The organism is Roseovarius sp. AK1035 (assembly GCF_003288315.1).
GTDB lineage: Bacteria > Pseudomonadota > Alphaproteobacteria > Rhodobacterales > Rhodobacteraceae > Roseovarius > Roseovarius mucosus_A.
This window is the reverse complement of record NZ_CP030099.1, coordinates 614,106-632,176: the sequence shown is the minus strand read 5'-3', so window position 1 is coordinate 632,176 and position 18,071 is coordinate 614,106. Positions and strand designations below refer to the sequence as shown.

The following is an 18,071-nucleotide window of genomic DNA, read 5'->3' as shown; positions in this document are numbered from 1 at the left end:
ACGCCGAAACGGTTTCACTGCATGATCTGGCGCAATTTCTAGCCCCTAAGGTCCATCAGCCTTATCTCACGCGTCGCCTCTCAGGATCGGCGCGAGTGCGGCCCGATCGAAATTCGCGCCACACAGCAAGACCACGCTTGGTCCTGTTCCGCGTCGGCCCGTGTCTTTTGTCCAAGCCGCCAAGGCCAATGCCGCCGAACCCTCGACCAGCATCTTCTCGGTCCATGCGATCTGCTCGATGCCTGCGGCGATTTCCGCTTCGGTGCAGTCGATCATGTCATCGACCACTTCAGCGGCAAGCGGCAGGGTGATCGTATCCGCGTCGAAACCACCGGCGACACCATCGGCAAGCGTTGGCTTGTGGTCCACTTCGACAGGATGACCGGCACGCAGGCTCGTGGCAAAAGCCGAGGAATTCACGGCGCTGACCCCCACGATACGCGTTCGCGGCGCGTAGGCTTTCAGCACGCAGCCAATGCCGGAAATAAGACCACCCCCGCCCATAGCGATGTAAACGGTGTCAAGCTCTGGCAATTGGTCAATCAATTCAAGCCCGATGGTGCCCTGTCCGGCGATGACATCGGCGTCGTTATAGGGCGACACATAGGTGATCCCCTCTGCGTCGGCCATCTCCCTCGCGTGTCGTTCAGCAAGGCCGGAATCGTTTGAATGCAGGATCGTGCGCACGCCAAGCGCCTGAATGCGCGACAGTTTTTCCTGTGCCACGGTTTCTGGCAGCACAACCGTCAGCGCATGGCCTGTCATCTGCGCCGCCGTGGCAACGGCCAGCCCATGATTGCCCGACGAGGCTGTGATCACCGGTGTGTCCGTGGGCAGTGTGGTCAGTTTGGCCATGGCCCCGCGAAATTTGAACGACCCGGTTCTTTGCAGATTTTCGCATTTATAGGCCAAGCGCGACTGATCGTTCGACCCACCTCGAGAGAAAACACAAGGCGTCTCGTGGATTGCCGCGCGAATTCTCTGTCGGATTTCGACGGATCGCGCCGCCTGTTGGTAGACATTGACCGAAAGACGCATTCAGGGCTTTCCTTTGACATTACTGGCCGGGGCAGGGCCGATGCGGCTGCGCATTTACGCCGACGGCATGCAACGCGCAGGCCCCGCCATTGAAACCATGAATTCATGGCGAAGCTACAGTCAAGGCGTGCTGTGTCGCCGTTGATTTTCCAGCGCCGCCGCAGGCACCACGACAGCGCCAGAGAGATTGCGGGGCACCGCGTCGCGGCGGTCCCGTTCTTTTCAAACCCGGCTACGCCCCTGCACGGCCTCAGGTCCGGTGGATATATGTCCCCGGTGCTGTCGTGATGCTGGGATAGTTCGGATCTGTGCCGGGCTGGCGCGCCGGAACGGTGCCGCTGCTTTGGCGTGCCAGCCATTTTGACCATTCGGGCCACCATGATCCGGGCACAGGATCATGCGCCGCCAACCATGTATCGGGATCGCGGTAAAGCGCCAGCGCCGGGCGATGGCCGATCCGATAGTGCCGCCCTCTATGCCCCGGCTCTGACAGGATGCCGCTGTTATGGCCCCCTTTGGTCAACAGGAAATGCAGGTCGCAATCGGTAAAGAGCGCTGTTTTGTAGACGGAGCGCCAAGGTGCGATATGATCGGTCTCGGTGCCAATGACAAAGACCGGCCCCGAGATATCCTTGAGCGCGATAACCTTGCCATCCACGGCAAATCGCCCCGCCGAGATGCGGTTCTCCAGAAAAATGCCGCGTAGATATTCCGAATGCATCCGGGCTGGCATCCGGGTGGTGTCATTGACCCAAACGGTGACATCGGTGGGCAAGTCCGGCTCTCCGAGGAAATACCGCCGCACCGCGCGCGACCAGATCAAATCCTCAGACCGGATCGCGGCAAAGGCCCCCGACATCTGCGGCCGGTCCAGATAGCCCTGCGACCACATCAGATCCTCCAGAAAGGCGACCTGACTTTCGTCGAGAAAAAGCAGCAATTCGCCCGCTTCGGCGAAATCTACCTGGGCCGCCATCAGGGTGACCGATGCCAATCGGTCCTCACCGTCGCGCGCCATTGCCGCCGCCGCGATAGCCAGCAGCGTCCCACCAAGGCAATAGCCGTTGGCATGCACCTTTTGCCCCGGCACGATGTCGTTGATGACGTCCAGCGCCTGCATGACGCCTTGCTTGCGATACGCCTCTAGCGACAGGTCCGCGTCTTCCGCTCCCGGATTACGCCACGAGATACAAAAGACAGTGAATCCCTGTCCAACCAGCCACCGGACCAAGGAATTCTCGGGCGAGAGATCGAGAATATAGTATTTCATGATCCATGCCGGCACGATCAGCACTGGTTCGGCCTGCACGTCGGATGTGGTGGGCGAATACTGGATCAACTCCATCAGGTCGTTGCGATAGACCACGGCACCCGGCGTGCAGGCCAGAACCTTGCCAAGCGCAAACTCTTTCGGCACAGGCCGATGCTCCTGCGCCAGAATATGCCGGGCGTCGTCAGCACAGCGCGCAGCCCCGTCAATCAAGTTGCGCCCGCCTGTCGCCCGTGTCTTTTCCAGAATTTCCGGATTGCCCAATGGGAAATTGGAAGGCGACACCGTATCAAGAAGCTGTCGCATCATAAAGCCGGTGCGATCCGCATTCTGTCGGCGCAACCCGCGCAGCTCTGATGTTGCCGCATGCCACCAGTCTTGCGTGGCCAGAAACCCCTGCTGCCAGAGGGAAAAGGGCGGCTTGTCCCAGCCTTGATGTGACCAGCGCGTATCATAGGGCCCCGGCTTGAATGGCTTTTCCGCAGGCTGATCCAACGCCTGCGCGGAGGCAAATTGCATCAGCTTCAACGCATTGGCCCGCCACCGTTCCATCAGTTCCAATTGCCGCCCCGGCGCCCGGCCCAGATGCATGGCCCAGTCGCTCCAGGCGTCAATCATCGCGTGTGGCGACAGCCCACCGGTGAATTGCGCAAGACTGGCCATGGCGCTTCGGTCAAGGGCCGCGTGGGGATGTGGATCGCGGCTTGCGTGGGATGGCTCTTCTGCAGGTGTTTGCACCAAGGGCACGACCAAGGGCAGGCGCTCTGCCGCGTCAGTCTTGGAGCGCGGTTTCTGGCTTCGGCTGGGGGTGTGGGCCATGCTGCAATGCTCTCCTGTGATCTGAGGGGGCAACTCAATGCGCGTGTTCGTCTGATGCTCACCGGCTACAGTCTCGCGCGCAGTCCTGCGCGCACCGCCCAAGGTAGCCAAGGCACGCAGGCACACGCTGCCGGGCCATCAGGGCGAAAGACCACTCATGGGCCAAGTATCCTCCTATTCGCGGGGAATGCCCCTGACATGAATCAAATACGCCTCCGATCTGGTGAACTATGCTGGCAGATGTTGCCCCAAGTTTAACCATTCGAGAGTTGCGCGTCGGGGGCATGACCAAGTTTTCATGAGAATGGCACAAACGCTTCGGCAAAACTCTCACGTCACCCTGGACGGCACGCGCGTCCCCGCCGCAGTTTTAACCACGTCAAGGAGAGCAGGATGAACGACGCGCGTCAAACAGCCGCCATGCACGCAACATCCCCCGAAAGCGCCCTTGCCGCGCTCGATGTCACGCGCGACGGGCTGGGATCACAAGACGCCGCTCGCCGTCTGGCGGCCCATGGCCCAAACCGTCTGCCAGAGCCGCCCAAGCGCAATCCGATCCTGCGGTTCCTCGGCCATTTCCACAACGTGCTGATCTACGTTCTCCTTGCCTCTGCGATGGTGACGGCGGCCTTGGGGCATTGGGTCGATACCGGGGTGATCCTTGCTGTGGTTCTGGTCAATGCCCTCATCGGCTTTCTTCAAGAAGGCCGGGCCGAACAGGCGATGGCGGCACTTCGCAAGATGCTTGCACCGAACTGCGCCGTTCTGCGCGATGGTCAAAGGCTCAGTATCGACGCCGCTGATCTGGTGCCGGGCGACATCGTGCTGATCGAGGCGGGTGATCGGGTGCCTGCCGATCTCCGGCTGATCGAGGCGCGCGGCCTCAAGGCCGAAGAGGCGATCCTTACGGGCGAATCCGTGCCCACCGACAAGACAATAGCGCCGGTGCCCCAAGATGCGCCGCTTGGCGATCAATCGTCGATGCTGTTTTCCGGCACGTTCATCGCATCGGGCACGGGGCGCGGTGTGGTCACGGCTACCGGTGGGCACAGCCAGATTGGTCGGATCAGTGGCATGTTGGGCAGCATCGAGACGCTGACCACCCCACTCGTGACGCAGATGGATCTGTTCGCGCGTTGGCTTTCGGTATTCATCCTCATGGTGGCCGCCGCGCTGCTGGCTTACGGATATTTCGTGGGGCATCTGCCATTTCGCGAATTCTTCATGGCGATTGTCGGCCTCTCTGTTGCGGCCATTCCCGAAGGCCTGCCCGCCGTCCTCACGATCACGCTTGCCGTCGGTGTAACGGCGATGGCGCGGCGCAATGCAATCATCCGCCGCTTGCCTGCGATTGAAACGCTGGGGTCAGTGTCTGTGATCTGCTCGGACAAGACCGGCACGCTCACGCGCAACGAAATGATGGTGGTGGCGCTTGCCCCGGCAGGGCACGTGGTCAAGGTCAGTGGCACCGGCTATGCCCCGCACGGCGCATTGCGCGGGCCTGATGCCGATACAGCCCCCGCCGACCAGATGGTTTTGCAGGACTTTGCCCGCGTGGCAGCACTTTGCAACGATGCCATGCTGCACCCCCATGGCGATGCGTGGCACGTTGAGGGGGATCCGATGGAGGGCGCCTTGTCGGCCTTGGCCGGCAAGATCACAGGTCAGGGTCACAGATCCTTTCAAGACTGGAAGCGCAGTGATGCGATCCCCTTCGATGCGGCGCATCGCTACATGGCGACGCTTGATCGTGATCCAGAGGGCCGCTTGTGGATTCATGTCAAAGGCGCCCCCGAGGCGGTGTTGGGCCTTTGCGCCGACCAGCGCATAGCCGAACACAAGACAGAGCCGCTCGACCGTGCCTATTGGCACGCCAGGATCGAAGAACTCGCCTCAGAAGGGCAGCGCGTGATTGCCGTTGCCACAGGCACCGCCCCCGTCACGCAGACTGGCCTCACCTCCTTGGGCCTTGACGGGCATCTCACCCTGATTGGTCTCGTCGGGCTTGTGGATCCCCCCCGACCCGAGGCCATCGCAGCGGTTGCCGAATGTCATGCTGCCGGAATCCGCGTCAAGATGATCACCGGCGATCATGCCGCGACGGCCCGCGCCATTGGCGGAATGATCGGGCTCAGAAACAGCGCGCGCGTGCTGACCGGCGCTGATCTTGCGGCGATGGATGACGCAGAGCTTGCCGAGGCGGCGCTTGCGACCGATATCTTTGCCCGCACCTCTCCTGCGGACAAGCTGCGCCTCGTTACCGCGTTGCAGGCGCGCGGCCTGGCCGTGGCCATGACCGGCGATGGGGTAAACGATGCCCCCGCCCTCAAGCGCGCAGATGCCGGGATCGCCATGGGCCTCAAAGGCAGCGAAGCCGCAAAGGAAGCCGCCGATCTGGTTCTGGCGGATGACAATTTCGCCTCCATCGCCGCCGCAGTGCGCGAGGGCCGGACCGTTTACGACAATATCAAAAAGGTCATTAGCTGGACGCTGCCCACAAATGCGGGCGAGGCGATGACGATCATCGTGGCCTTGTTTGCCGGGATGGCCCTGCCGATCACGGCTGTGCAAATCCTCTGGGTCAACCTCATCACCGGCGTCACCCTTGGTCTGGCGCTCGCGTTTGAGCCGTCAGAGCCCGGCACCATGCGCCGCCCACCCCGCCCACGCGGGGCGCCGCTTTTGACCGGTACGCTGATCTGGCAGATCGCCCTAATCTCAACTCTGATCTCGATGGCGGTTTTCGGGATGTATTTCTATGCAACTGACAGGGGGTATCCGGTTCCTCTCGCCCAGACCATCGCGATGAACACCCTCGTTGTGCTTCAGATTTTCTACCTGTTCTTCATCCGCAACATCTATGGCACCTCCCTCACTTGGGCCGCAGCAAAGGGCACACCGATTGTCTGGGCCTGCGTTGCCGCCGTCACTGTGGCCCAGGTCGCAATCACCTACCTGCCGCCGTTTCAGGCGATCCTCGGCACCCAGGCCGTGCCCCTCTTCGACGGGATGCTGATCCTTGTGATCGGGATCGCTTTCTTTGCGCTGATAGAAACAGAAAAGCAGATGAGGCTTGCCGTCTTGCCACTCAAGCCAGATCGGCACGTCTGAACCGCCTAGGCGCTTCAGATACATCTAAGACAATCGTGCAGATCCCACAGCGCGCCGGGCGTAACGCGATCCTCTGACGGGCCATAAAATCCGTGGTGGGATTGCCCGGCACTCCGCCGAACAAGGGCTCATCGCCCGGCTTTGCAGTTCTGCCTGCCTTATAGGCGGTTTGCCTGCGAAGCACGCGAAACGGGCGATGGTCCGGCCCGGTGCGATGGGTATCCCGCCAAAAGCGATTGCACTTGCCCACCGCCCATGACCTCCAACGGGGCACGGCAGCGAGCGCAGGGCATGAAACTTCACATCGTTATTGTAGAGCCAGACGAAACCCGCGCCAAACTGGTGATCGACAGCCTGCAACCGCTTGGCCACCAGGTGACGGTCATTGCCGAACCGGCAGGCCTCTCCCGGCGTGTATCTGATATTGCCCCCGATATCGTGCTGATAGACATGTCCAACCCATCGCGCGACACGCTCGAGGAAATGGCCCTTGCCTCTGGTCCGATGGAGCGGCCTGTCGCCTTTTTTGTTGACCGCACGGATAGGGATTTGACGAAACAGGCGATCGAGGCTGGCGTATCGGCCTATGTCGTGGACGGGTTGCAGCCCGAGCGTGTGGCCTCTGTGATGGACGCCGCCATTGCCCGTTTCCAGATGTTCCGTCGCATGCGGAGGGAGCTGGAAACCACCCGCCGCGCGCTGGAAGAGCGCAAGCTGATCGACCGTGCCAAGGGTATCTTGATGAAAGCGCGCGGCCTGACCGAAGAAGAGGCCTATGCGCTCTTGCGCAAGACCGCGATGGATCAAGGCCGCAAGGTGGCCGAAGTGGCCAGCGCGCTGGTCACAGCGGCGGGGTTGCTCTCATGACCCTTGCCGTGCTGCGGATTGGTTTTGTTCCGCTTCTGGATATGGCCCCGATTGTCATCGCGCATGAAATGGGATTTGCCGCAGCAGAGGGGCTGGCCTTTGACCTGCGCCGCGCGCCATCATGGTCCAGCCTGCGTGATCTGTTGCTCTGGGGCCAGGTGGATGCGGCGCATATGCTGGCCCCCTTGCCGGTGGCGATGGCCTTGGGGTTGGGCGGCGCTGTGGAACGGCTGGATATCCTTCAGGTTCTCTCCCTGAACGGCGATGTGATCGGGGTTTCGCAGGCGCTTTCTGATCGGCTGCGCGCCACGGGCCATGATTTCGGCTTTGCCGACGCGGCGTGCGCGGCGCGCGATCTCGCTCTGGCGGCGAACGGCGTCTTGCGGATCGGTGTGCCGTTTCCCTTCTCGACCCATGTCGAACTTGTCCGATACTGGCTGCGGGATGCTGGTCTGGAATTCGCGCTGAATACCATTCCGCCGCCGCGCATGGCCGAAGCACTCGCCGCTGGCGAAATCGACGCCTTCTGTGTCGGAGAGCCGTGGGGCTCTGTCGCGGTCGAGCAGGGCGCTGGCACGCTTTTGTTGCCCAGCCGCGCGATATGGGCGGTCGCCCCGGAAAAGGTATTGGCCGCCCGCCATGACTGGGTATGCGAGAATCCCTCTCTGACGGGGCGGCTGATGCGCGCGATCTGGCGCGCGGCGCGGTGGCTCTGCCTGCCCGAAAACCGCGCCATCGCCTCTGAAATTCTGGCACGGTCCGAATATGTAAACGCCCCCGCCGAACTGCTGGATCGCGCCCTGAGGGGCGAGATGGTGATTTCCCCACAGGGCGAATTGCGCCGCGTGCCGGATATGATCCGCTTCTTCGATGGCGCGGCCAGCTTTCCTTGGCGGTCCCAAGCGGCTTGGTTCGCCGACCAGATGGCGGCGCGCCACGGGTTTGATCGCAGCCTCAGCCTTGCCGCCGCCAAGGCGATTTGTCGGACCGATCTCTATCGGCTGAACCTGCGATCCGCCGGCGCAGACCTGCCCGGTGCCTCTGAAAAGCTGGAAGGCAGCCTGCTTCACCCGACCGCCGTCGCCTCTGAACAGGGGGAAATGATCCTCACGCCCGATGTATTTTTCGATGGGCAGATTTTCGACTCCGGCCAGAAATTCGGATGATTTTTTAGGCATCAAAGCGCTCGCGCAGAAAAACGCAGGGCCGCCGCGCGCTTTTTTGCTGCAATGCAGCGCCCGTCTTGCCACATCATAGGGACGGGTTGGCAAGGATGCCGATTCGTTAAATCAGGGTCCAATGAAGGACCCCCATGGGCATAGCCGCCTGACCTGCTTGCGCATTCTGCGCAAACGAGGTCGGCGGCTTTTTCGTTTTCAACCCGGTGTTCCGGGCCATCGCCAGAGGAGACCTTCATGATCCGCAAGCTCATTACATCGACCACCCTGATCGCCGCTCTTGCCGCCACATCGCTGCGTGCCGATACCCTGCCCGAAATCGAGGATCTGACCCTCGGGTTCATCAAACTCACCGATATGGCCCCGCTCGCCATCGCCTATGAAAAGGGCTATTTCGAGGACGAAGGCCTGTTTGTCACCCTCGAGGCACAGGCCAATTGGAAGGTGCTGCTTGACGGGGTGATCGACGGCAACCTGCACGGCGCGCATATGCTGGCGGGTCAGCCCTTGGCGGCGACCATCGGTTTTGGCACTCAGGCGCATATCGTCACCCCCTTCGTGATGGACCTGAACGGCAACGCGACAACGGTCTCGAACGAGGTTTGGGATCTCATGCGCCCCGCCATTCCGTCGGATGCCGAGGGCAAGCCCCTTCACCCCATTTCCGCCAGCGCGCTGCGCCCGGCGCTTGAGGCTTTTGCCGATCAGGGCCGCCCGTTCAACATGGGCATGGTCTTTCCGGTCTCGACCCATAATTTCGAACTGCGCTACTGGCTTGCCGCAGGCGGTATCCATCCCGGTTTCTACAGCGCCGACAACATCTCGGGCCAGATCAACGCCGAGGCGCTCTTGTCCGTGACACCACCGCCCCAGATGCCCGCCACTCTCGAGGCGGGCACCATCTCGGGCTATACCGTGGGCGAGCCGTGGAACCAGCAGGCCGTTGCCATGGGCATTGGCGTGCCAGTGGCCACCGATCTTGATGTGTTCCCGATGCGTGCCGAAAAGGTGCTTGGCCTGCGTGCCGACTTTGTTCAGGACAACCCCAACACCGTGCGTGCCCTGACCCGTGCCTTGATCCGCGCCGCGCTCTGGCTGGATGAAAATGACAATGCCAACCGCGAAGAGGCGGTGCAGATCATCAGCCGCCCAACCTATGTCGGCGCGGATGTGGCGGTGCTGCGCAACTCCATGACCGGCACCTTTGAATATGAACAGGGAGACGTGCGGCCGGTGCCCGACTTCAACGTGTTCTTCCGCTACAATGCCAACTATCCCTTCGCCTCTGATGCCGTCTGGTATCTGACCCAGATGCGCCGGTGGGGCCAGATCACGCAGGCGCAAACCGACGACTGGTATGTCGAAACGGCGCGCAGCGTATTCCGCACCGATCTTTTCGAGGCCGCAGCGCAATCGCTGGTCGAGGATGGCGTGGTGCCTGCCGATGCTTTCCCCTTTGGCAATGACGGGTTCCGCGATGTGGTGGATCACGCGATAGACGGCATCCCCTTCGATGGCCGCGCGCCCAACGCCTATATCGACAGCCTGCCAATTGGCCTCAAGGGCGATCAAACCGTTGTGGGCAACGAGGTGCAGGGCTGAGGCCCCGCCATTGGCAAGGAGTGCAAGACATGACGGCAATCGACCCCGCCCAACTTCAAACCGAACGCCGCGCGCGGCTGTTCACTTGGATCAACAGGCTGGACGGCTGGTTCAAGGTGTTGGGCCTGTCCTTTCTGACCCCGCTGCTCAAGGCGGCGGCAGGCGACAACCCCAAAGCACAGGCCAGACAGATCTGGCAGCTTCTGGGCGTGCCGGTTCTGGCGATCCTCGGATTCCTCGTGCTTTGGGGCAATTTGGCACCACGGGTGGAGACATCGCTTGGGGCGATCCCCGGCCCGGCGCAGGTCTGGGAACAGGCGATCGTACTGCATGACGAGCATGTTGCAGAACAGGCGCGCAAGGCCGACTTCTTCGCGCGTCAGGATCAACGCAACGCAGAGCTGATTGCCGCCGGTCAGGCCGACCGCGTGCGCGAACGGCCCTACACCGGCTCGCCCACCTATTATGCGCAGATCTGGACCTCGGTTCAGACGGTGTTCTTCGGCTTTCTGATTGCCACCGCCGTGGCTGTGCCGCTGGGCATTGCGGCGGGGCTGTCGCCGACCGCCAACGCGGCGCTCAATCCGTTGATCCAGATTTTCAAACCCGTCAGCCCTCTGGCTTGGCTGCCCATTGTCACCATGGTGGTCTCGGCGGTCTATGTGACGCAAGACGGCCTGTTTTCGCGGTCTTTCCTGACCTCGGCCATCACCGTGACGCTCTGCTCGCTCTGGCCCACGCTGATCAACACCTCGCTGGGGGTGGCCAGCATTGACCGTGACCTGATCTCGGTCAGCCGGGTGCTGAAACTAACCACCTGGACCAAGATCACCCGCCTCGTGCTGCCCTCGGCGCTGCCTTTGATCTTCACCGGGCTGCGGCTCTCGCTTGGTGTGGGCTGGATGGTGCTGATCGCAGCGGAAATGCTGGCGCAAAACCCCGGCCTTGGCAAATTCGTCTGGGACGAATTTCAGAACGGCTCGTCCACCAGCCTCGCCAAGATCATGGTTGCGGTCTTCACCATCGGCATCATCGGCTTTTTGCTGGATCGCCTGATGTATGCGGCGCAATCGCTCTTCACCTTTTCGGACAACAGGTAAATCGCCATGGCCATTCTGGAATTCAAAAACCTGTGCAAGGGCTTCGGCACCGGATTGCAGCGCCGCGAGGTGCTCAGGAACATTACCCTTGCGGTCGAAGAGGGCGAGTTTCTGGCGATCCTGGGCTTTTCCGGCACGGGCAAGACCACGCTGATCAACCAAATGGCGGGGCTCTCCCAGCCTGACAGCGGCGAGGTCTTGTTCAAAAACAAACCCATCACCGGGCCGGGGCCGGAACGCGGGGTGGTGTTTCAGTCCTATTCGCTGATGCCGTGGCTGACGGTTGCGGGCAATGTGGCGCTTGCGGTGGATGCCGTGCACAAATCTGCAGGCCGCGCCGAACGGGCGGCCATGGTGGATAAATACATCGCCATGGTGGGCCTCAGCCACGCCAAGGCGCGGTATCCGGCGGAATTGTCCGGGGGTATGCGCCAACGGGTCTCGGTCGCGCGTGCCCTTGCCATGACACCCGAAGTCCTGCTTCTGGATGAACCGCTCTCAGCGCTTGACGCGCTCACCCGCGCCAACCTGCAGGACGAGATCACGCGGATCTGGCAGGCGGACCAAAAAACCGTGGTTCTCATCACCAATGATGTGGACGAGGCGCTCTTGCTTGCCGACCGCATCATTCCACTGACCCCGGATGGCACCCTCGGCACCGCCTTCAAGGTCGCGCTGCCGCGTCCACGTATCCGCAGTGCCATGAACAACGATCCAGCGTTCAAGCGACTGCGCGCCGATGTCACGAAATACCTGATGGAGGTGGGCATCGCGTCCAAGGTCGCAGAGACACGGCACTTGCCACAGGTCACGCCCATTCACAGCACGCCCAAGGCCTATGCCGAAGCCGCCAAAAGCCCGCTTGCCGAAAAATATCTCGAATTCTCTCAGCTCTCCAAGGTCTATCCGACCTCCGAGGGGCCCCTGACCGTGGTCGACCGCTTCGACCTCAAGATGAAAAAGGGCGAATTCATCAGCCTGATTGGCCACTCGGGGTGCGGTAAATCCACCGTTCTGACCATGGCGGCCGGTCTCAACGAAATCTCCGGCGGCGCGATCAAACTTGATGGCCACGAGGTGCGCGGGGCCGATCCCGAACGCGCCGTGGTGTTTCAGGCGCCCAGCCTCTTTCCTTGGCTGACCGCCAAGGAAAACGTGGCCATCGGTGTGGATCGTGTCTACCCGCGCGCCAGCCGCGCGGAACGTCAGGATGTGGTGGAATACTATCTTGAACGTGTGGGCTTGGGCGACAGCATGGACCGGCGCGCCGCCGATCTTTCCAACGGTATGAAACAGCGGGTGGGCATTGCCCGCGCCTTCGCCCTCTCCCCCAAACTTTTGTTGCTGGATGAGCCTTTTGGCATGCTGGACAGCCTGACACGCTGGGAACTGCAAGAGGTGCTGATGGAGGTCTGGTCGCGCACCAAGGTGACGGCGGTTTGCGTGACCCATGACGTGGACGAGGCGATCTTGCTCGCGGATCGTGTGGTGATGATGACCAACGGGCCGCATGCCCGCATCGGCAAAATCGTGGATGTAAACCTGCCCCGCCCCCGCACCCGCAAGGCGCTGCTCGAACATCCCGACTACTACAGCTACCGCGCTGAGGTTCTGCAATTCCTTGAGGATTACGAACACGGCGCTCACAAGAAAGAGGCTGCATGATGAAACGCAAACTTGTTGTCATCGGCGCGGGCATGGCCTCGGGGCGGGCGCTCGAGCATCTGCTGGCTGCCGATCCCGACGGCTGGGATATCACCCTCTTCAACGCCGAGCGGCGCGGCAATTACAACCGGATCATGCTCTCGCCCGTCCTCTCAGGGGAAAAAACCTATGCGGATATCGTCACCCATGACGATGCCTTTTACACGCAGCACAACATCACCTGCCGCTTCGGCGAAAGCGTGGTGCGGATCGACCGCGCGGCCAAGCTGGTCTATTCCAACTCGGGCACCACACCCTATGACAAGCTGCTGATTGCCACCGGATCGGCCCCCTTCCTGATCCCCGTCGCAGGCAAGGATCTGCCCGGCGTCCTTACCTATCGTGATATGGACGACACGCAGGCCATGATCGACGCCTCCGCGCGACCATGCGCCAAGGCCGTTGTCATCGGCGGCGGTTTGCTTGGGCTCGAGGCGGCGGCAGGTCTCGCGGCGCGCGGCATGGAGGTGACGGTCATTCACCTGATGGGCCACCTGATGGAACGGCAGCTTGATCCCGCCGCAGGCTATCTGCTGCAAAAGGATCTCGAGGCGCGCGGCATCCGCGTGCATTGCAAAGGGGCCACCAAGGCAATTCTCGGCCAAGACCGGGTCGAGGCCGTGTTGCTCGAGGATGGCACGATCTACGCGGCTGATCTGGTCTGCATGGCCGTCGGCATCCGCCCCGAAACCCGCATCGCCACCGATGCCGCCCTCGAAATCGGGCGCGGCATCTTGGTGAATGACCAGATGATAACCTCTGACCCCGATATTCTGGCCGTGGGCGAATGCGTGGAACATAACGCACAGCTTTTTGGGCTGGTGGCCCCCCTCTACGATCAGGCACGGGTGGTTGCGGCAACGCTTCTGGGACAGGCGGCGGCGTTTCAACCGGCCCAGACCGCAACCAAGCTCAAGGTCACGGGCGTTGACCTCTTCAGCGCTGGCGACTTTGCCGAGGGCCAAGGGCGCGAGGACATCGTGTTTCGCGACCCGGCGCGCGGCGTCTACAAGCGCTTGATCATCGAGGCCGACCGCCTGATTGGCGCGGTGATCTATGGCGACACTGCCGATGGCTCATGGTTCTTTGGCCTGATCAAGGACGGCACCCCGATTGCCCCGATGCGCGACACGCTGATCTTTGGCCCGGCCTATCAGGGGGGGGACCAAACGGACCCTTTGGCAGCCGTTGCAGCCTTGCCGCCTGAGGCGGAAATCTGTGGCTGTAACGGCATTTGCAAAGGCACGATCGTGGCCGCAATCCATGGCGGCGCCACCACCCTCACAACGATCAAGGCCCAGACCAAGGCCAGTGCCTCTTGTGGCACCTGCACAGGGCTGGTCGAGCAGGTTCTGGCCAGCACGCTCGGCGATGCCTTCCAGAGGCCCGCAGCCCAGCCAATCTGCGGCTGCACCGACCTGACGCACGAGGATGTGCGCCGCCTGATCAAGGCGCGCGGCCTCAAATCCATGCCTGCCGTGATGCAGGAACTGGGCTGGAGAACCTCTTGTGGCTGTCATCACTGTCGACCTGCCCTGAACTTTTACCTGCTTGCCGACTGGCCGATGGATTATACCGACGATGCCCAAAGCCGCTTCGTCAACGAACGCAACCACGCCAATATCCAGAAAGACGGCACCTATTCGGTGGTGCCGCGCATGTGGGGCGGCATGACCAACCCCCGCGAATTGCGCGCCATTGCCGATGCCGCCGACAAATACGCCATCCCGGCGGTCAAGGTGACAGGCGGCCAGCGCATCGACCTTTTGGGTGTCAGGAAAGAAGACCTGCCGCATGTCTGGGCCGATCTGAACGCGGCGGGGCTGGTGTCAGGCCACGCCTATTCCAAGGGCCTGCGCACTGTCAAAACCTGTGTCGGCACCGATTTTTGCCGCTTTGGCACGCAGGATTCGACCGGGCTGGGGATCAAGCTGGAACAACGCCTCTGGGGGTCGTGGACCCCGCACAAGGTCAAGCTGGCGGTCTCGGGCTGCCCCCGCAACTGCGCCGAAGCCACCTGCAAGGATGTGGGCATCGTCTGCGTCGACTCCGGGTTCGAGATCGGCGTTGGCGGTGCCGCCGGGATGGACCTGCGCGAAACAGATCGTTTGGCCAAGGTCGCCACAGAACAAGAGGCGATCGACCTGACCGTGGCCTTTGTGCAGCTTTACCGCGAACACGCCAAATATCTGGATCGCCCCTATAAATGGCTGGCCAAGGTGGGTTTGGCATGGGTGCAGGCGCAGATTGTCGAGGATGCCGCCACCCGCGCCGCCCTGATCGCCCGGTTCGATCTGTCGCAAAGCCTTTATCAACGCGACCCTTGGGCAGACCGCGCCACCCCACAGGCGCAGGCGGATTTCGCGCCGCTGGCCGATCTGACACAGGAGGCGGCGGAATGAGGAGCCCCGATCAAAACTGGCTCGATATCGGCGCGCTAGAGGATATTCCGCAACGCGGGGCGCGGGTTGTTAAGACCGCTCAGGGCTGCGTCGCCGTGTTCCGCACCGCCGACGATCAGGTCTTTGCCCTCTCGGATCGCTGCCCGCACAAGGGCGGCCCCCTGTCAGAGGGGATCGTGCATGGCCATGCCGTGACCTGCCCCTTGCATAACTGGGTGTTCAACCTTGAAACCGGGTTGGCGCAGGGGGCGGATGCAGGGGCGGTCGCCACCTACGCAGCACGGGTCGCGGGCGGGCGCATCCTGCTGGATGCGGCGCGCCTCATCCCTGTGGCGGCGGCATGAGCATGCGCACCACCTGCCCCTATTGCGGCGTCGGCTGCGGCCTTCTTGTCTCGCCCGATGGTCAAGGGGGGGCCACGGTAAAAGGCGATCCCGATCACCCGGCCAATTTCGGGCGGCTCTGCTCCAAGGGCACCGCCTTGGGCGAAACCCTCGGGCTTACGGATCGTATCCTGTCACCGCAGATTGGCGGCAAACCCGCCGATTGGGAGACGGCGCTCGATCTCGTGGCCAGCCGCTTTCAGGCGGCCATTCGGGATCACGGGCCTGATAGCGTGGCCTTTTACCTCTCGGGCCAGATGCTGACCGAGGATTATTACGCCGCCAACAAGCTGATCAAGGGCTATATCGGCACCGCCAATGTCGATACGAACTCGCGGCTGTGCATGGCCTCTTCGGTTGCGGGGCATAAACGGGCCTTCGGGTCAGACACCGTGCCCGGCACCTATGAGGATCTCGATACCGCAGATCTGGTGGTGCTGGTGGGCAGCAACCTCGCTTGGTGCCATCCTGTGCTTTATCAGCGGCTGGTCGCCGCGAAAAAGGCGCGCGGAACCCGGATTGTGGTGGTGGACCCGCGCCGCACCGCGACCTGCGATAGCGCCGATCTGCATCTCGCCCTCACCCCCGGTAGCGATGCCGCACTCTTCAACGCGGCTCTGGTCGCCCTCGCGGATCGTGGCGCGGTGGACCGCTCTTATGTGGCGCAGCATGTCAGCGGGTTTGACGCGGCACTTGCCGCCGCGCGCGCCAGTGATCCCGGTCTGACGGGGCTGGCCCCCGGTGATCTCGCGCAATTCCTCGACTGGTTCACCACGACGGACCGGGTCGTGACCGTCTATTCCCAAGGGATCAACCAATCCTCCAGCGGCACCGACAAGGTCAATGCGATCCTGAATTGTCACCTTGCCACAGGTCGGATCGGACGCCCTGGCATGGGGCCGTTCTCCGTGACCGGCCAACCCAACGCCATGGGCGGCCGCGAGGTGGGGGGGCTTGCCAATATGTTGGCCTGTCACCTCGACCTTGAAAACCCCCAACACCGCGCCGCCGTGCAGGGGTTCTGGGCCAGTCCCGCAATGCCCGATCAGCCCGGCCTCAAGGCGGTCGAGATGTTTGAGGCCGTGGCAACCGGACGGATCAAGGCGCTCTGGATCATTCACACCAATCCCGCCATCTCCATGCCCGATGCCGATGCAGTGGCCGCCGCCATCAAAGGCTGTGATTTCGTGGTGGTCAGTGACATCACCCGCACCGACACCACCCGGCTTGCCGATGTGGTGCTGCCTGCCACCGCATGGGGCGAGAAATCCGGCACTGTCACCAATTCCGACCGCACCATCAGCCGCCAACGCCCCTTCCTGCCCGCCCCCGGTCAGGCGCGGGATGACTGGCGCATGATCGCCGATGTGGCCGCGCGGATGGGCTGGGCTGATGCCTTTGGCTGGACCAGCGCCGCCGAGGTCTTTGCCGAACACGCGGCCCTGTCCGGCATTGCCGGCCATCTGGGGCGCGACTTTGACATCTCGGGTCTGGCGCAGGCTGATTATGACGCGCTGCCGCCCACCCGCTGGCCGGTCACAGCCCAGCAACAGGGGGGGCGTTTCTTTGGACAAGGCGGATTCTTCACGCCCGATGGCCGCGCGCGGATGCTGCCCATCACGCCGCGCCTTCCGGTCGCGCAAACCGCCCGCTGCTATCCATTCCGGCTCAATACGGGCCGCATCCGTGACCAGTGGCATACGATGACGCGCACCGCCCTTGCCCCGCGCCTCACCCAGCACATCGCCGAGCCGTTCCTCGAAATCCACCCGCAGGATGCCGCGCGCCTTGGCCTTGCTCCGGCGACCCTCGCCCGCGTCACCAGCCCCCAGGGTGCAGCCATCCTGCGCGTGGCCATCACCGACCGGGTGCAACCCGGCCAAGTTTTCGCACCGATCCACTGGACCGGCGATACCGCCCCGATGGGCCGCGTCGATGCCCTCATCGCGCCGGTGACAGACCCTGTCTCTGGCCAACCCGAGAGCAAGGCCGCCGTTGTCGCCATCGCCCCGCTTGCCCCCGCATGGTATGGCTTTGCCGTGTCTACCGGCCCGCAACATCCCAACGCCACCTATTGGGCACGCGCCCGTCATTCAGGCGGCTGGCGCAGTGAATTGGCCGGGCTGGACAGGCCCGAGACATGGGAAGCCTACGCGCGCGCCCTCTTTGATTTGCCCGATGCCATCTGCCTCAGTGTCGAGGATCGCATGCGCGGCACGCATCGCTTGGCCCTGATGCACGATGGCTGCACGCTGGCCGCGCTCTTTATCGCGCCTGACCCCGTGCAGCTTGCGCGCGGCCATCTGGCCGCCGAGGTGGGGCGGGCAGGGGCCTCGCTTCTGGCGGGGCGTCCGGGGGTGGGCACGTTCGATCCCGGTCCGACGGTCTGCGCCTGCCTCAATGTCGGGCTCAATACGATCATGGCGGCGATTGCAGCGCAAAGCCTGACCAGCGTCGAGCAGATCGGCGCAGCCCTGCACGCGGGCACAAGCTGTGGCTCCTGCCGCCCGGAACTGGCCGCGATGCTGGCACTTTCACAGCCGCCTCTGCCCCGTCTCAAACAAGCGGCCCCATGACAGCCCGGTCAACAAGCGCCT

The 18,071-nt window shown here is 62.8% G+C and carries 11 protein-coding genes; 9 read left to right on the top strand and 2 right to left on the bottom strand.

Annotation, left to right across the window (positions count from 1 at the left end):
* Positions 1 to 66: 66 nt before the first annotated feature.
* Positions 67 to 1,038 (bottom strand): pyridoxal-phosphate dependent enzyme, encoded by a 972-nt coding sequence (locus RAK1035_RS03050; protein WP_050775718.1) that lies wholly within the window; start codon positions 1,036 to 1,038, stop codon positions 67 to 69.
* A 250-nt stretch (positions 1,039 to 1,288) separates the two neighbouring features.
* The gene (locus RAK1035_RS03045; RefSeq protein ID WP_008279444.1) at positions 1,289 to 3,127 is read right to left on the bottom strand and encodes a PHA/PHB synthase family protein; all 1,839 of its coding nucleotides are present in this window, start codon (positions 3,125 to 3,127) and stop codon (positions 1,289 to 1,291) included.
* Between the two features lie 393 nt (positions 3,128 to 3,520).
* Between RAK1035_RS03045 and RAK1035_RS03040 the strand changes: the two genes are divergently transcribed.
* The 9 genes from RAK1035_RS03040 to RAK1035_RS03000 all read left to right on the top strand — a co-directional run bounded on the left by RAK1035_RS03040 (position 3,521) and on the right by RAK1035_RS03000 (position 18,050).
* Positions 3,521 to 6,238: an HAD-IC family P-type ATPase gene (locus RAK1035_RS03040; protein WP_008279443.1), complete on the top strand. Its 2,718-nt coding sequence runs from the start codon at positions 3,521 to 3,523 to the stop codon at positions 6,236 to 6,238.
* A gap of 291 nt (positions 6,239 to 6,529) precedes the next feature.
* Positions 6,530 to 7,105, top strand: coding sequence for an ANTAR domain-containing response regulator (locus RAK1035_RS03035; protein ID WP_008279442.1), 576 nt, complete (start codon positions 6,530 to 6,532; stop codon positions 7,103 to 7,105).
* Positions 7,102 to 8,271, top strand: a complete 1,170-nt coding sequence (locus RAK1035_RS03030) for a CmpA/NrtA family ABC transporter substrate-binding protein (RefSeq protein ID WP_008279441.1) — start codon at positions 7,102 to 7,104, stop codon at positions 8,269 to 8,271. The genes RAK1035_RS03035 and RAK1035_RS03030 overlap by 4 nt, the downstream gene beginning before the upstream one ends.
* Positions 8,272 to 8,520: 249 nt before the next feature.
* Positions 8,521 to 9,885 (top strand): CmpA/NrtA family ABC transporter substrate-binding protein, encoded by a 1,365-nt coding sequence (locus RAK1035_RS03025; protein ID WP_008279439.1) that lies wholly within the window; start codon positions 8,521 to 8,523, stop codon positions 9,883 to 9,885.
* Positions 9,886 to 9,914: 29 nt separating this feature from the next.
* Positions 9,915 to 10,985 carry an ABC transporter permease gene (locus RAK1035_RS03020; protein ID WP_008279437.1) on the top strand — a complete coding sequence of 357 codons (1,071 nt, stop codon included), beginning with the start codon at positions 9,915 to 9,917 and terminating at the stop codon, positions 10,983 to 10,985.
* 6 nt (positions 10,986 to 10,991) lie between these two features.
* Positions 10,992 to 12,650 (top strand): ABC transporter ATP-binding protein, encoded by a 1,659-nt coding sequence (locus RAK1035_RS03015; RefSeq protein ID WP_008279436.1) that lies wholly within the window; start codon positions 10,992 to 10,994, stop codon positions 12,648 to 12,650.
* Positions 12,650 to 15,091, top strand: coding sequence for a nitrite reductase large subunit NirB (nirB, locus tag RAK1035_RS03010; protein ID WP_037296966.1), 2,442 nt, complete (start codon positions 12,650 to 12,652; stop codon positions 15,089 to 15,091). Before RAK1035_RS03015 ends, nirB begins: the two co-directional genes overlap by 1 nt.
* Positions 15,088 to 15,435: a nitrite reductase small subunit NirD gene (gene nirD / locus RAK1035_RS03005; RefSeq protein ID WP_008279434.1), complete on the top strand. Its 348-nt coding sequence runs from the start codon at positions 15,088 to 15,090 to the stop codon at positions 15,433 to 15,435. The genes nirB and nirD overlap by 4 nt, the downstream gene beginning before the upstream one ends.
* Complete coding sequence (locus tag RAK1035_RS03000; RefSeq protein ID WP_008279433.1) at positions 15,432 to 18,050, top strand: nitrate reductase; 2,619 nt, start codon at positions 15,432 to 15,434, stop codon at positions 18,048 to 18,050. The genes nirD and RAK1035_RS03000 overlap by 4 nt, the downstream gene beginning before the upstream one ends.
* The last annotated feature ends 21 nt before the right edge of the window (positions 18,051 to 18,071 follow it).